Genomic DNA, 15,911 nt, shown 5'->3' with positions numbered 1-15,911 from the left:
CCCATTTTACTGATATGAAATGGATTTCTATAGTAGTCGCTTGTTTCTTATTCTCCGCAAAAACCAGTGCTAGCACTGGTTTTTACTTTCTAAGTGACAATTTTGTTCGTTCAGATTCCTTTTCTCTCCCTGTCATGCTCAATGATTTTGAGGGTGCATACACGACAGGTGAACGTCTCTACGCCAGTAGTTGGAATGAACTAGGATATCGATACAACGCTTTCAAGCTTGGTTTCATTGCCCGTTCAGAGTATGGGGGTTCATTTTCCAATGACACATCAGAATTTGCTGGAAAGTTAATTAATAAAGAGGACTTAGATATTGGTAGAAAATATCAACTCGACTTTGAAGCATATGGTTTTATTGCGACGGGGTTGCGTGCAAGTTATTTACTAACGCGTGAGGACTTTTCTCTGGAGGTTGGCGGGTCATTGCTCAAAGCTTCACACCTGATGGATGCGAACATTTCGGGTTCTGCGACAGCTGTAGGAGAGAAGGACTATGACTTTCAAGCACATTTTGATTATTACGCATACACAGATCCAATTTTCGAATGGGATGTAGAAGCGCCAGAAGCTAAAGGCTGGAGTATCGATATCGCCCTCGAGTATACATTTAGTGATGCTTTACTTCTAAAGCTTTGGGTAAGAGATCTATTTGGCCATCTGTATTGGGAAAAAGCCCCTTACACTAACGCTAACGGACAGTCGGGGAACAAAACGTATGATGAAAATGGATATGTTGAGTGGAATCCAGCCTTTAGCGGGAAGCAAATTTATACCTCATACGATCAAAAACTCAAACCATCTGGTTTTCTAAAAATGAGCTATCAACTTAACTCATCGTTCTCCGTTTTAGCTGGGTCAAGGTATCACTTTGACGAGGTATTACCGTTTATTGGAGCGGGGTATAGGATGCAGGCCACAGGGTTTGAGGCAACCGTTTACCCAACAACACAGGCGCTAGGTATTCAATATTTTTATCAAGCCTTCATTATAGGAGTACAAGCTGATGATATTGCTCTAGATAAAATGACTCACATTGCCTTTTCATTAGCTTATAATTACTAAGACTTACCAGTACGTATCTCGTCGCTTGGCACGAGCAATGACGTTACGTGGCATTTTGTCTTCTAGAGCCTGACGTAGCATCGCGACTTTTCTATGCGTTGATTTATCGGCGGTGATGGTGTGATACAGCCAACGGTAGGCATCTTCATAGTCTAGAGGGCTGCCATAATCTGCTACCAGCAATTCAGCAAGCTGGAGCCTCGCGCGCATGTTTCCCAGTGAGGCTGCCTCGCGAAGGTAAGGTATCGCACGCTCTCTATCCTGCTGCACTAATGTGCCCAATGAGTAGTAACGCCCTAATTGTTCCAACGCTGCAGGCAGACCCTGCTGCGCCGCTAGCTGCATGTAGAACACGCCTTGCTCGACATCTCTGTCAACACAGACGCCCCAAGCAAGCATATCGCCATAAAGGAATTGGTAGGAGGGCAACTCAACACGAATAGCACGGGCTTCAATATCTTGTAAAAGCTGACACTCATCAGCTTTTACTTTCTTTAAGTGGCTGTTGGTTTCAAACAGGCGGATCAACTGCGCTTCTTCATATACAGGCAGTGCTGGCCCAAGTTCTGCTTTTGCCGCTGAGCTTGCCAACATGATAGATATAAATAAGGTTCGCAGTTTCATGCATTCCCACTTAAACGGTGTGATTTGGTTAAGAAACGGTATCTCTTGCCTAACTTATATCGGCAAGCTCTTTCCTAACTTTACTCTTTTTCCGGCGAAAATTTTCCGATGCCTAGTCTTCCTAGTATAGGGGGATTTGAACAAAAAAAAACCAGCCACATGGGCTGGTTTTTTTCAATATCGAAGCGATTAAGACGCGAAAGGTTGAACCTTAATGATGGTCTCGTTACGGTCAGGGCCAGTTGAAATAATATCAATTGGCACGCCGGTTAGCTCTTCGATACGTGCGATGTAATCAAGCGCTGCTTGTGGCAGTTCTTCAATCGTTTTCGCACCGAAAGTTTTTTCACTCCAACCCGGAACGGTTTCGTAAATAGGAGTAATGTTTTCGTACTCGTCAGCAGCCATTGGCGACACAGTCAAAATGGTGCCGTCTGCTTTCTGGTAACCAGTACAAATTTTGATTTCTTCCAAGCCGTCCATCACGTCCATCTTGGTCAAGCAGAAGCCTGAGATAGAGTTGATTTGAACTGCACGGCGCATAGCCACTGCGTCAAACCAGCCAGTACGACGAAGACGACCAGTCGTTGCACCAAACTCGTGACCAACTGTACCCAAGTGCTTACCGATTGGATCTTGTTTTTCTAGGCCATCATAAAGCTCAGTTGGGAAAGGACCTGAACCAACACGGGTGCAGTATGCTTTCGCGATACCTAGGATGTAACCTAGGTGACGTGGACCAAAACCAGAACCTGCAGCAACACCACCAGCGGTAGTGTTAGAAGACGTTACGTATGGGTAGGTACCGTGGTCGATGTCCAGAAGAGTGCCTTGTGCGCCTTCAAACATGATCTTGTCGCCACGCTTACGTGCATCGTCAAGCTCTTGAGTTACGTCGATAACCATGCCAGTTAGTACGTCAGCTTGCTCAAGGATCTTCGCAAGTGTGTCTTCGTAGCTAACAGGCTCTGCTTTGTAGAAGTGCTCCAACTGGAAGTTGTGGTATGCCATCACTTCTTTAAGCTTCTCAGCAAACGCTTCTTTATCGAAAAGGTCACCAACGCGTAGACCACGACGAGCAACTTTATCTTCGTAAGCAGGACCAATACCACGACCAGTAGTACCGATTGCTTTCTTACCACGAGCTGCTTCACGCGCTACGTCGAGAGCGATGTGATACGGAAGAATTAGCGGACAAGCTTCTGACAGGAACAGACGTTCGCGAACTGGGATACCGCGCTCTTCGAGGCCGCCCATTTCTTTCATCAGTGCGTCAGGAGACAGAACAACACCGTTACCGATGATGCACTTAACGTTGTTACGAAGAATGCCAGAAGGAATCAAATGCAGAACGGTTTTTTCACCGTCGATAACGAGAGTGTGACCCGCATTGTGACCGCCTTGGTAGCGAACCACGTAATTTGCGTCTTCAGTTAAAAGATCGACGATCTTACCCTTACCTTCGTCACCCCATTGAGTGCCGAGAACGACTACGTTATTACTCATCTTTTCCAGTCAGTTGCTGATTAAAACGGGATTCTAGCACCTTCATTTAAACGTTGCAGTCATTTTTTAACCGTCGTCCCGAACATGTTAATCAGGCTGTCACAGTTTTTTGCTGTGTTCATTTACTTAGACGGCCACATCATATATGCGATGACAATTCCAGCCACCACTAAACATCCACCAATACGACGCAGCGTCGCATCCGGTAATTGACTCATTTCATTGACCATATTTCGCCACTTCTTGGGAACGATCATCGGGCCGAAACCTTCAACAATCAGCACCAAACCGATAGCCAGTAGCAATTCTTTTCCCACAAGACACCTCTGCGATCAGGAAAAAAAAAGACAAGGCACGATGCCTTGTCTTTTCATTTTTACGATTTACGCCACATTAATTCAGATTAACGTTTGGCTCTTTCATGTACTGGAAGAACTCGCTGCTCGGGTCAACCACAAGGATGTCTCCCTTGTTGCTAAAGCTCTTCTCATAGGCTTGCAAAGAACGTAAGAAGTTATAGAACTCAGGCTCTTTATTGAACGTGCCTGCATAAATGTTCGCCACTTCTGCGTCTGCTTCACCACGTGTTACACGGGCCGTTTTTTCTGCTTCAGCAAGAATGGTCGCCACTTCAAGTTCAGATTGAGCACGGATAACTTCCGCTTTCTCACGACCTTGAGAACGATGACGACGAGCTACGGTTTCACGCTCTGCACGCATACGCGCGTAGATTGATTCACTGATCTTGTCTGGCAGGTTGATTTTCTTGATACGAAGGTCAATGACTTCAATGCCGATATCGTTAGCACTGGCTTGAACTTCGTCCAGAACGTCTGCCATCACTTGCTCGCGCTTCTCAGAGACAATCTCTTTAATGGTCTTAGAACCGATTTCTGCGCGAAGGCCATCAGACACTTTACGTTGCAATAGCGCTTCTGCAGTCAAACGGTTACCACCACCTGTAGACAGGTAGTACTGACCGAAATCTTGAATACGCCACTTAACGTAAGAGTCGATGATCACGTCTTTTTTCTCAGACGTTACAAAGCGATCAGACTGGTCGTCCATAGTTTGAATACGCGCATCCAAGATCTGTACACGGTCAAAAAACGGAACTTTGAACTGCAGACCTGGCGGGTAAATTTTCGCCTGGTCATCATCAGCTTTCAAAATTCGACCAAAACGCAGCACAATGCCTCGTTCGCCTTCATCAACCACAAACACTGACATCAAGCCGCCAACGAGCGAAGCAATAATCAGAGGGATTAACAATTTACGCATAATTAGTATCTCCCCTGACGCGTTGTCGATTGACGAGAGTTTTGAGTCGCTGGCGCCGTCGTACCAGAGGTTTCCAATTCAATACCGTAATCCATCGCGTTGTTATCAGAAACAGCACCCGATGACTTAGATTGATTCATCAGCTTATCAAGAGGTAAGTACAACAAGTTGCCACCGCCTGCTTGTGAATCGATCAGTACCTTACTGGTGTTACCATAGACTTGTTCCATGGTTTCCAGATAGAGGCGATTACGCGTCACTTCAGGTGCAGCCTGATATTCAGGAAGCAGCTTTTCAAACTGCGCCACGTCACCTTCAGCTTCATTGACGGTTTTCTCACGATAACCCAACGCTTCTTTCTTCAGACGCTCAGCACGACCGGTTGCCTTTGGCAAAATGTCATTACTGTAAGCTTCTGCTTCTTTGATGTAGCGTTCTTCATCTTCTCGCGCTTTGATTGCATCATCGAATGCATCCTGAACTTGTTCCGGTGCTCGCGCACCTTGTAAGTTCACATCAACAACCAAGATACCCATGTCGTAGCGATCGATAATACGGTTAATTTCCGTCTGAGTTTTCGTACGAATTTCTTGACGACCCGTGGTCAGAATGTCATCCATCACCGCATCACCGATAACTGCACGCAGTGCAGAATCTGTTGCTTGGCGTAGGCTGTCATCAGCATTGGTCACTGCGTATAGATATTTCTCTGGATCAGCAACACGATACTGAACATCCATATCTACGCTCACCACGTTTTCGTCTTTGGTCAGCATTTCGCCTGAACTACGCAAAGAGCGAATCGCTTGAACATTGACGGTAGTAACGTCATCAATGAAATTTGGTTTCCAGTTCAAACCGGGTTGCACAATGCGGTCGTATTCACCGAAACGCAAAACAACACCACGCTCGGCTTCACCAATAGTGTAAAAACCTGTCGCGCCCCAAATAACCACACCCACAACGGCGATGACGCCCAAACCAGCAGCACTGCTGCCAAAAGATGGTCCTTTGCCTTTACCGCCACCCAACAAACCATTCAGTTTGCGGCTTAGTTTACCGAAGACCTCATCAAGGTCCGGCGGTCCTTGGTCACGACCTCCGCGATTACCCCACGGATCTTTGTCCTGACCGCCATTATTTCCTGGCTCATTCCACGCCATTAGAGCACTCCATCAATATGATATGACGATAGTTTTTATACTGTAACAATCAGTCAATGACGATGAAATCGTCTAACTCATTGCCTTCCCGTTTTCTTAACCTTAGCCAATCGGCTTGAGGTAAGCGCACATCAATCAGTAAATGTCCGTCTTGATCGTATTCTTCATGCAAAATACAACGCAAGCGACAGAATTTACTGTGCATTCTGCCAATCGCCGCAGGTGGAATACGTAAGCGATAGCTTACCATAGTCCCCGACAGCCTTTCGGTCAGCGCCTCAAAAAGAAGATCTATACCCCGATCTGCAAGAGCGGATACCCAAACAACACGTGGGATACCTTCTTCATCACGCTCGATACGCGGCAATGCGTCTTCCATGTTGTCGATTTTGTTCATCACCAACAAGGTAGGCACTTCATTCGCATCGATCTCTTCCAGTACTTCATTGACAGCATCAATGTTCTCCCGGAAGCGCTCATCACTCGCATCAATGACGTGAAGCAACAACGTCGCTTCTTGCGTCTCTTTCAACGTTGCTTTAAAAGCCGCAACTAGATCATGGGGGAGGTGACGAATAAACCCAACCGTATCGGCCAAAATAACGTCACCAACATCATCAACCTCAATCTTCCGCAATGTTGGATCGAGCGTGGCAAACAGCTGATCGGCTGCATACACACCCGCTTCCGTGATGCGGTTAAACAATGTCGATTTACCCGCATTGGTATACCCCACTAGCGATACCGTTGGCACTTCCGCACGATTTCTCGCACGTCGACCCTGTTCTCGCTGCTTGGCCACCTTCTCAAGTCTACGCAAAATAGCTTTGACACGATCACGTAGCAAACGACGGTCAGTCTCTAACTGACTTTCACCTGGCCCACGCAAACCAATACCGCCTTTTTGGCGCTCTAGGTGCGTCCAGCCGCGAATGAGTCGAGTTGACAGGTGACGAAGCTGCGCAAGTTCTACTTGCAGCTTACCTTCGTGGGTACGAGCACGTTGTGCAAAGATATCGAGAATGAGGCCAGTGCGATCAAGCACACGACATTGGATTAATCGCTCGAGGTTTCGTTCCTGCGCAGGTGATAATGCATGGTTGAATATCACGATTTCCGCACCGGTCATCCGGACTGCATCTGCGATTTCGAGGGCTTTGCCTTCACCAACGAAGTATTTGGAATGCGGAGATTGACGGCTGCCAGTAATTGTCTGCAACCGCGTCACCCCCGCTGACGATACCAGCAATTCGAGTTCGCTGAGATCTTCCCATTCACCTTGTTGAGTAAAGTTGATATGAACTAAAACAGCCTGTTCACCGGCTTCATAACGGTCAAACAAGCGATCAACTCCTTACCAAAGGATTGTTACTCCTCAGTCTTATCTTGCTGACGCTCGCCTGCTGGGCGGTCAGTAGGATTATTATGATGATGATTCACTGGGCGAGCAGGGACCACGGTAGAAATCGCATGCTTGTACACCATTTGGTTGACGGTATTTTTCAGCAGGATCACGAACTGGTCAAAAGATTCAATCTGGCCCTGAAGTTTGATGCCGTTGACCAAATAAATGGAAACCGGTACTCGTTCACGACGCAGTGCATTGAGAAATGGGTCTTGTAAAGATTGCCCCTTAGCCATTTTTAATTTTCCTTATTGGTTTGTAGTTGTATTAGCAACAAAAAGATCAACAACGCCGCTGACAACAATCCCAGTATACCCTGCTCAATCTGTGATCAGGTTAAACACTTTGTGACTGTTTGTAACGATAACGGCACGTCGTCGCTATCAAGCCATGTCAAATTATCCCAGCTACGAAGCCAGGTGATTTGACGCTTGGCTAACTGACGGGTGGCACACACACCGCGATAAACTGCATCATCAATAGAGCAGCTACCCGCCAAATAATCCCACATCTGTCGATACCCTACGCATCTGATCGACGGTAGATCTGGATTCAGATCACCACGCTCATACAACGCACGAACCTCCTCTTCGAAGCCCGCTTCCATCATCATTTGGAAACGTAACTCAATTCGGCGATGCAGGTCTCCCCTTTCCTTAGGGGCTATAGCAAACTGGTGAACCTCATATGGCAATGGTTCACCTTTGGTTTCGGTCAACTCAGTGAGAGTTTTACCCGAAATACGAAAAACTTCCAGCGCTCTCGACAATCGCTGAGGATCATTCGGATGAATCCTCGCTCCTGCGACAGGATCTATACGGCACAGCTCATCATGTAGCGACTGCCAACCTCGTGTTTGCGCTTCCTGCTCAATAGTAGCTCGGATCAATTGATCCGCAGGGGGCAAAGGTGACAAACCTTCCAATAATGCTTTGAAGTAGAGCATCGTACCACCAACTAAAAGCGGAATTCTCCCTTTTGCGACAATATCCGCCATTTCCTTCAGAGCATCTTCACGAAAATCTGCAGCTGAGTAAGCTTCTGATGGATCGCGAATATCAATCAATCGGTGTGGTGCTAGCGCGAGTTCTTGTCCATCCGGCTTTGCCGTACCAATATTCATATCGCGGTAAATGAGAGCGCTATCGACACTAATAATATCGACGGGGAATTGTTGCCTCAGCGCAATCGCTAGCGCTGTTTTGCCCGATGCAGTCGGACCCATTAAAAAGATTGCCTTGGGCAAAGCGTTAGTCATGTTTGAATGCTTCTATTGCCGCTGCCACGTCAACCGGACGCAACAACGTTGAAAAATACCCTGCTAGCTTATCCTGCCAACAGTGTTCTAAGTCAGTGATCAGTGTAATCGCTTGTGACAACCCATAGGCGTCTGTTTTTTGCGTCGCTTGCGTAGCGAGCCAATCGGCAAGTTGCCCCAAGGAAATCGGGGCTTGATCCTCGTTATTTGCTAGAACAGCCAAAAGTGCAGGAACGAAGTGCTGTAAGTTGTGCTTACGCAACGCCTGACAGACAGCCATGACCATGACTTGCGAGGCTGATTTTTTGCGTATCACGATACCAAACTGTTGGAGCAAATCATCATACTGTGCCAACAATGCAATTTCTTCGGCTGATGCAGGTAATGCCTGCGGGATCAGCAACGGCTGGGCTCTCAACCCTTCAGAAGATGCTGCTCTCATCTGACCTAGCACCGCTAAGTAAGCCGCTGTATCCAAATCTAATAATGCAAACCCGTCAAAGCGTTGCAGTAGCAAATACTTCGATGAAACCACAGCCAATGCCTTGCCGAGCCCTTTGTCGACATGTCCCACGGAAATAGGCGTTGCCGTGTTCGATGTGGTCGTCACCGGTGTCGTTGAAAAAGCTTTCGGGGCTTCCGCCACGGTATTAGCGGGCACAACGGGCGTTGTCATCAGTTCTTTATATACCCGCTGCTCGCGTTGAGATGGAGGTGTCTCACCAAAGGAGGCTGTACTAGCACCACGCGAAGAGGCACGCCCTGTTGATTCATAGTTTGATGAATATTGCTCGCGACTTTTACCTGCCGTTTCAGGTTGTGGTCGCCATGCTGTCGCTGAAGACTCTGAGTAGTCTGAGGCAGCTGAATGCGCACTAGGCGATCTCGACGATGCATGCCCGCGAGGCTCAACCGTTGATGCTCCAAAATGCGATGCACTTGAGTTATCAGCGATGCTTGGAGAAGATGCCACGTCAGCTTGATCTGGCGTCGCGTCATGTTCACTTGCGAATGTGGACGCAGATACCATCTCTGGTGCTTGCTCTGCAGCTACCTGCATCAGCGCATCAGCGACGGCTTGGTAGATGAAGTCATGGACTAATCGTGCTTGGTGAAAACGCACTTCATGTTTAGCAGGGTGCACGTTGACGTCGACTTGATGCGGGTCAATGTCGATATAGAGCACATAGGCTGCAAACTGATCAGGACGCAGCGATGCTTCGTAGCCTTGTCGAATCGCATGATTGATGAGCTTGTCCTTCATCATGCGTTGATTCACAAAACAATGCTGAATATCATTTTGAGCGCGCGCACCTTCAGGGGTGCAAATCCACCCACGTAACGTTAAGCCCTGATGCTCAAGACTTACCTCTACGGCAGTCTTCACAAACGCGCTGCCACATACCGCAGCAAGGCGACGTTCACGCTGACTGTCATTGTCTGCAGCTCGATATTGGCGAACCACAGTGCCGTTATGTCTCAGCGTGATCGCCACATCAAAACGACTCAACGCAATGCGTTTAAGCAACTCATCAATATGACCAAATTCGGTTTTATCGGTGCGAAGAAATTTACGGCGAGCTGGCGTGTTGAAAAACAGGTCAACGACCTCAACCGTGGAGCCAACCGGATGCGCGGCAGGTTTTAGCTGAACCGCCATATCTCGCCCTTCAGCATAAGCTGACCACGCCTCCGTTTGCGCTTGTGTGCGAGATGTCAGCGTCAAGCGAGACACCGAGCTAATACTGGCCAGCGCCTCTCCACGAAAACCAAGGCTGATAATGGCTTCAAGATCGTCTAGACAGGTGATTTTTGACGTTGCATGGCGACTAAGCGCTAACTCTAGCTCGTCCTTGTTGATACCCGAACCGTTGTCACGGATACGGATGAGCTTGCTACCACCTTTCTCGATATCCACATCAATACGGGTAGCGCCTGCATCAATACTATTTTCAACAAGCTCTTTCACCACAGAAGCAGGCCGCTCAACAACTTCGCCCGCTGCAATCTGGTTAGCCAGACGAGCAGGTAATATCTGAATTGCCATGATTAGCTCCCGGGAATAATCAAGGTTTGGCCAACCGCCAGCTGATCAGAACGTAACTTGTTGGCATTGCGAATACTGTCTATCGACACACCGTAGTTACTGGCGATTTTACCCAGATACTCTCCGCGCTTCACTTTGTGCTGTTTTTTCTTTGGCTTAATACCAACAATTTTCAACTTTTGACCAATCGCCAATTCATCAGATCGCAGCTTATTGGCACTGCGAATGCTGGCAATGGTAACGCCGTATTCTGTGGCAATTTTACCCAAAAACTCCCCACGTCCCACGGTATGAACTTTGGTTATCGTTCTCGATGTTGTCTGCGTCACCGCTTTAGCACTTGATGTTGTGTTGGAGGTTTTTGATGACAAGGCCGTCACGTTCACATCAGGCACAGTCAATACCTGACCAATGCGTAATGACGTTGATTTAAGCCCGTTCGCTGCTTTAATCGCTGACACAGAACTGCCGTATTTCTTCGCAATAACCGACAATGATTGACCCGTTGTAACTTTGTGCTTAATGCCATTTTTACGCGCAGCTATCAAAGTGCCATCAGGAGGAAAGTCCTCAAAATATGTCAGTACCCCTTTGAATACAGCATTGGCAATTTTTTGCTGATGGCTGGAGCTAAGTAGCAACTTTTCTTCTTTAGGGTTAGTAATGAAACCTGCTTCCACCAGCAACGAAGGGATATCTGGCGATTTTAGTACCGCAAGGCTCGCATGCTCTGGGCTAGATTTATGCAGTTTCGTGACTTTACCCATTTCTTTTAGTATTCGGGTCGCAACGTCAAAGCCTTCTTTTTGCGAATTACTAAATTGCAGATCCAAAACCGCACGGCTGAGGTATTCATCTTCGTTGTCATCTAACAGTGCTCCCCCACCAAGCAAGTTCGATTGCTCTTCGTGTTTTTCGATCCAACGACCGATTTCACTGTTGGCGCGGCGACGAGACAACACCCATACAGACGCGCCGTTTGGCTGAGGTTTATGAAAACCATCAGCATGGATAGACACCAATAGGTGTGCACCATGCTTACGAGCAATCTCGGAGCGCTTATTCAAATCAACAAAGTAATCACCATTTCGAGTGAGCACTGCTTTAAGCCCAGGCGTCGCATTTATCTTTTTGGCCACGCGACGAGCGATAGAAAGGGTGACGTGCTTTTCATATTTACGTCTAGGCCCAATCGCGCCGGGGTCGTTACCGCCGTGGCCAGGGTCTAACGCAATAATAATGTCGTCGGTGCCAAACGGCAGTGCCGCTTGTGCTTCTGTCGGCTGAGGTTTTTTCACGACAGGCTTAACGGCAACTGCTTTTGCGCTGTGTGGCAAATCGATAACAAGACGGTGCCCATATTCACCACCAGGAGCAAGGGCAAAAATACGCGGAAGGCTTTTATTTTTCAGCTCAAACACAAGCCGATAATCCCCTTTTTTGGCGGGATTACTTTTGCGTATCTTGGTGAGGATTTTGCTGTCTTTGACCTCTTTGGGGAGTTTCATGCCCAAAGAAGTATCTTTAAGATCGACCACAAGGCGATTAGGCTTGGTGAGTGTGAAAAACGTGTAGGAAGGCTCACTCGCCATATCCATCACCACGCGAGTTTCATCAGGTGCTGGCCAAATACGCACATTTTCAAGTGAATTTGCCCACGCTGAGGTCATGATCCCCAACCATACGATGATCCCTACTAACACACCCCGCCAACGCATAACTCTATTTCCACTCCAAACTATCAATCAGGGTTTCGCCGACCGCAGTATTTGCTATAACCTGCACCGTACGTTGTTCACCGTTATATTTCAGTGTGATATCGAGATCAGGTTCTGGCAACATGCCTTCACCTTTTTCCGGCCATTCAACCAAACAAAGTGCGTCAGGTGTGAAGTAATCACGGATCCCCATGAATTCGAGCTCTTCGGGATCAGCCAAACGGTAAAGATCGAAGTGGTAAACCTGCCAAGAGGCGAGTTGGTATGGCTCAACCAATGTATAGGTTGGACTTTTCACATTGCCGTTATGACCAAGAGATTGAATAAAACCACGAGAAAACGTGGTTTTACCTGCTCCTAAATCCCCATGCAGGTAGATGGTGGTTTGTTGTGAACACGCTGCTGCGAGTGCCGCACCCAACGTCACTGTGGCTTGCTCATCAGCAAGTTCAGTATTAAAAGTTATTGTCATGTTTCTCACTGCTTTGTTGTTTGACGGTCATTCGCCGTCAAATCTGCATTTATTCTATGTTGTTTCCAAGCAAAGGTAGCAAGTCGCTGGCTAACAGCCCTCGCTCCCCATGCTGCGCAGCAATATCTGCAGCGTAACTGTGCAAGAGCGTGCCAAACCTTGCCGCCTCTTTAACCGATTGAGTTTGCGCTAAACAAGACGCTATCACGCCAGTTAACACATCCCCCATGCCTCCCGATGCCATACCAGGGTTACCAGCATGAATCACCGAACAATACGTACCATCATAAACGATTGTGCCTGCACCTTTAAGCACCACCACACCGCCGTAACGATTATGTATTTCTTTGACGGCAGAAAACCGATCCCGTTCAATTTCTTCTACTGTGAGATCTAATAATCTTGCCGCCTCTCCCGGATGAGGCGTGAGCACCCAATGATCATAATTATGAGGGAAATGCGACAGCAGGCTTAATGCGTCTGCATCCACCACCACCGGCAACTGACTTGCCAATGCGGCCTCAAATAAAGCACGCGCCCATACTGATTGACCTAACCCAGGTCCCAGCGCAAGAACATCCGCCCAATGTATCACTGATGAAAGCGCTTGAGCGCCATCTTCTTTTTGCCATTGGCGGATCATCAACTCAGGTTGGCTGGCTAAAATGGCATTGATATGCGTCTTATCAGTTAAAAGTGCCACTAACCCCGCGCCAGTTCGCAGTGCCGCTTGACCGCATAAGATGATCGCTCCACCCATGCCTTGCTGGCCGCCAATACAAAGTAAACGACCGCATTGTCCTTTATGCGCACTACGTCGGCGAACAGGCTGAAAATCCTTTAAGAGATTGACACCTAGCAGTGTAACTGAAGTAGGGATATGCGCTTCAAACGCTTCATGAATGCCAAGACCATCAAAAACGATGTGCCCACAATGATCGGCAGCTTTCCCCGTGAACAACCCCTGCTTCAATGCCACAAAGCTGATGGTGCAGTCCGCATTGATAGCATCACCAAAAACAGAGCCCGTGTCCGCGTGCAGTCCACTAGGAATATCAATAGCCAATACAGGCGAACCGGACGCATTTATCACTTTTATCGCATCACGGTAATGACCCTCCACGGCTCGCGATAGCCCTGTTCCAAACAGCGCATCGACGATCAGATCAAACGGCTCTGATGGCAGATCAGCAGACAATATAACGCCGCTTTGTGCCAAGAATGCTTGTTTCGCGGTTCGCGCTTCTCCCGTTAATGTCTCAGGATCACTCGCAGACCACAGCACAACTTGTAGCCCCGCCTCTAGCGCCAAGCGACCAACAACATAACCATCGCCACCATTGTTGCCGCTGCCACATGTGATCAGGATCTTTTTCGCTTCAGGCCAACGCTGTCGAAGCAAACAAAACGCCGCTAAGCCTGCTCGCTCCATAAGATCGTACATTTCCACACCAAGATCCGATGCGATTTTACGCTCTCCGCGCTTAACCTGATCCGATCGGTAAAGGGATTGTGGTAAACTCGCCGCCATCTTCAGTCATCCATCCTGATCTTTATGCCTAACTCTCGATCTTCATCATCGATTAATTTTGACCTGCTTGCTGAAAATATCAGGCAATGGGGTCGCGAACTAGGTTTTCAGCATATCGGTATCACTGATATCGATCTCCGTCAGCATGAAGAGCAACTTCAGCGATGGTTAGATGCGGGTTACCACGGTGAGATGGACTGGATGGCACGCCACGGCATGATGCGGGCGCGTCCACAAGAGTTGGTTGAAGGCACTATCCGCGTGATCAGTGCGCGTATGGATTACTTGCCCCCCAATGCAGGATTCGCCAAAACACTGGACGACCCATCCCTCGCTTACATCAGTCGCTACGCTCTCGGTCGTGATTATCATAAGCTGATCAGAAATCGACTCAAGAAGTTGGGCGATCGCATATCGCAAGAAGTCGGTGAGTTTGGCTATAGACCTTTTGTTGACTCCGCACCTGTACTTGAAAGGCCATTGGCTGAAAAAGCGGGGCTAGGTTGGACAGGAAAACACTCTTTATTGCTCAGCCAAGAAGCAGGGTCGTGGTTTTTCCTCGGAGAGCTACTCATTGATCTGCCACTTCCCGTTGACGAGCCTGTAGAGAATCAGTGCGGCAAATGCGTAGCCTGTATCACGTCATGCCCTACCGACGCGATTGTTGGAGACACAGTCGTTGATGCACGCCGTTGTATTTCCTATCTCACTATCGAGCTCGATGGCCCCATCCCTGAAGAGTTTCGCCGCCCTATGGGTAACCGTATTTACGGCTGTGATGACTGCCAATTGGTCTGCCCATACAACCGCGAAGCAGAAGTTACACAAGAAACCGACTTTCATGGACGTTCAAGTTTGGTTCAGCAATCATTGAAGACGTTATTCAGTTGGGATGAATCAACATTTTTGAAAGAAACGGAAGGTTCAGCGATTCGCCGTATAGGCCACGAGAAATGGCGTAGAAACCTGTCTGTAGCGATGGGGAACGCACCATATGACCCAGAGATCGTTGCGCTTTTGCAGGCAGCCAAAAATTTCTCTGCTATGCTTGATGAGCACCTAAATTGGGCAATTACTCAACAGATTGAACGCAGGAAAGAAGGCGAGGTTAACGTATTACCCGCTTCCACAAAACGGTTAGTCAGAATTGTTCAGAAAGGCTTATCCAGAGATGCATAAATAGTGCAAATCTTAATAGATGTCCTCTTCATCAGCGAAGAAAGATGCAGAAATAAGACATAGGTTCACTTCTGCTGCGTAATGTGGAAAACATTTTCAGTACGCTATAAAACAGTGCATATCGACAAAGTTAAACACACTCTGTGAATAATTCCCGTGTCACATCACGCTAGGTGACAATATTGGGGATAAGCTTTTGAAAACAGCGCACACCAACAATAAAAACTCTTTATAAACATGAAGTTAAAAAAGAGAACACACACAACCCTCAGTTATCCACCGATCACCTAACGAACAGTAAATTCTGAGAAAGGTCACACCTTCATTTATTCATCAACGGCTTTACCCACAACTTGGCTGCTGTGGATAACTCTGTGAGAAACATTGAAATATGACCAGTATGCATCAGTGGCATACGAGATTTACAAAGCATTCAGATTTTATGGGCTAGACCTTGCCCTGAGATAATGCTTCACAGCATTAAAGACAACGATTCGCGGTACCCTACAGATAACTGGTACGTGTTATGCGAAGTGTTGGTGCTTGCAGATGATTAACTGCAAGAAATTTGGAGCGACACACGAGGTTCCCGATCTTCAAGGCTTAAGCGTGACCTCAACCTTGGCAAGGGTTCTTGTGTTTCGCACTTCTGATTAC

At 47.6% G+C, this 15,911-nt stretch carries 14 protein-coding genes; 2 read left to right on the top strand and 12 right to left on the bottom strand.

Going from position 1 to position 15,911, the window contains the following annotated elements; translation table 11 throughout:
* Positions 1-14: 14 nt before the first annotated feature.
* The gene (locus LRP50_RS22345) at positions 15-1,070 is read left to right on the top strand and encodes a hypothetical protein (RefSeq protein WP_274166634.1); all 1,056 of its coding nucleotides are present in this window, start codon (positions 15-17) and stop codon (positions 1,068-1,070) included.
* A gap of 3 nt (positions 1,071-1,073) precedes the next feature.
* Here the strand turns inward: LRP50_RS22345 and motX are convergent, their stop codons facing one another.
* The 12 genes from motX to LRP50_RS22285 form a co-directional block, all read right to left on the bottom strand.
* The gene (gene motX / locus LRP50_RS22340) at positions 1,074-1,694 is read right to left on the bottom strand and encodes a flagellar protein MotX (protein WP_274166633.1); all 621 of its coding nucleotides are present in this window, start codon (positions 1,692-1,694) and stop codon (positions 1,074-1,076) included.
* 189 nt (positions 1,695-1,883) lie between these two features.
* Positions 1,884-3,200 carry an adenylosuccinate synthase gene (locus tag LRP50_RS22335; protein ID WP_274166632.1) on the bottom strand — a complete coding sequence of 439 codons (1,317 nt, stop codon included), beginning with the start codon at positions 3,198-3,200 and terminating at the stop codon, positions 1,884-1,886.
* Positions 3,201-3,322: 122 nt separating this feature from the next.
* On the bottom strand, positions 3,323-3,517 hold the full coding sequence (locus LRP50_RS22330) for a DUF2065 domain-containing protein (RefSeq protein ID WP_274166631.1): 195 nt from the start codon (positions 3,515-3,517) through the stop codon (positions 3,323-3,325).
* Positions 3,518-3,593: 76 nt separating this feature from the next.
* A complete protein-coding gene (gene hflC, locus LRP50_RS22325) occupies positions 3,594-4,481 on the bottom strand; it encodes a protease modulator HflC (protein ID WP_017008742.1) in 888 nt (295 codons plus the stop codon).
* 2 nt (positions 4,482-4,483) lie between these two features.
* Complete coding sequence (gene hflK, locus LRP50_RS22320; protein WP_274166630.1) at positions 4,484-5,644, bottom strand: FtsH protease activity modulator HflK; 1,161 nt, start codon at positions 5,642-5,644, stop codon at positions 4,484-4,486.
* Between the two features lie 49 nt (positions 5,645-5,693).
* Positions 5,694-6,986 (bottom strand): ribosome rescue GTPase HflX, encoded by a 1,293-nt coding sequence (gene hflX, locus LRP50_RS22315; RefSeq protein WP_274166629.1) that lies wholly within the window; start codon positions 6,984-6,986, stop codon positions 5,694-5,696.
* A 26-nt stretch (positions 6,987-7,012) separates the two neighbouring features.
* Positions 7,013-7,285 (bottom strand): RNA chaperone Hfq, encoded by a 273-nt coding sequence (gene hfq / locus LRP50_RS22310; protein ID WP_016959113.1) that lies wholly within the window; start codon positions 7,283-7,285, stop codon positions 7,013-7,015.
* A gap of 95 nt (positions 7,286-7,380) precedes the next feature.
* Positions 7,381-8,307, bottom strand: coding sequence for a tRNA (adenosine(37)-N6)-dimethylallyltransferase MiaA (gene miaA, locus LRP50_RS22305; RefSeq protein WP_274166628.1), 927 nt, complete (start codon positions 8,305-8,307; stop codon positions 7,381-7,383).
* Positions 8,300-10,354 carry a DNA mismatch repair endonuclease MutL gene (gene mutL, locus LRP50_RS22300; RefSeq protein ID WP_274166627.1) on the bottom strand — a complete coding sequence of 685 codons (2,055 nt, stop codon included), beginning with the start codon at positions 10,352-10,354 and terminating at the stop codon, positions 8,300-8,302. Before mutL ends, miaA begins: the two co-directional genes overlap by 8 nt.
* 2 nt (positions 10,355-10,356) lie before the next feature.
* Positions 10,357-12,072 (bottom strand): N-acetylmuramoyl-L-alanine amidase, encoded by a 1,716-nt coding sequence (locus LRP50_RS22295; RefSeq protein ID WP_274166626.1) that lies wholly within the window; start codon positions 12,070-12,072, stop codon positions 10,357-10,359.
* 4 nt (positions 12,073-12,076) lie between these two features.
* The gene (gene tsaE, locus LRP50_RS22290) at positions 12,077-12,544 is read right to left on the bottom strand and encodes a tRNA (adenosine(37)-N6)-threonylcarbamoyltransferase complex ATPase subunit type 1 TsaE (RefSeq protein ID WP_274166625.1); all 468 of its coding nucleotides are present in this window, start codon (positions 12,542-12,544) and stop codon (positions 12,077-12,079) included.
* Between the two features lie 49 nt (positions 12,545-12,593).
* On the bottom strand, positions 12,594-14,075 hold the full coding sequence (locus LRP50_RS22285) for an NAD(P)H-hydrate dehydratase (RefSeq protein ID WP_274166624.1): 1,482 nt from the start codon (positions 14,073-14,075) through the stop codon (positions 12,594-12,596).
* A 24-nt stretch (positions 14,076-14,099) separates the two neighbouring features.
* Here LRP50_RS22285 and queG point away from each other — a divergent pair, with 24 nt between their 5' ends.
* Positions 14,100-15,254: a tRNA epoxyqueuosine(34) reductase QueG gene (queG, locus tag LRP50_RS22280; protein WP_420791248.1), complete on the top strand. Its 1,155-nt coding sequence runs from the start codon at positions 14,100-14,102 to the stop codon at positions 15,252-15,254.
* Positions 15,255-15,911: the final 657 nt, after the last annotated feature.

Origin of the sequence: Enterovibrio gelatinilyticus (assembly GCF_028683095.1) — a bacterium.
In the GTDB taxonomy this organism is placed as follows: Bacteria; Pseudomonadota; Gammaproteobacteria; order Enterobacterales; family Vibrionaceae; genus Enterovibrio; species Enterovibrio gelatinilyticus.
Note: the sequence above shows the minus strand (reverse complement) of the source record. Positions and strands in the feature narration are given on the sequence as shown.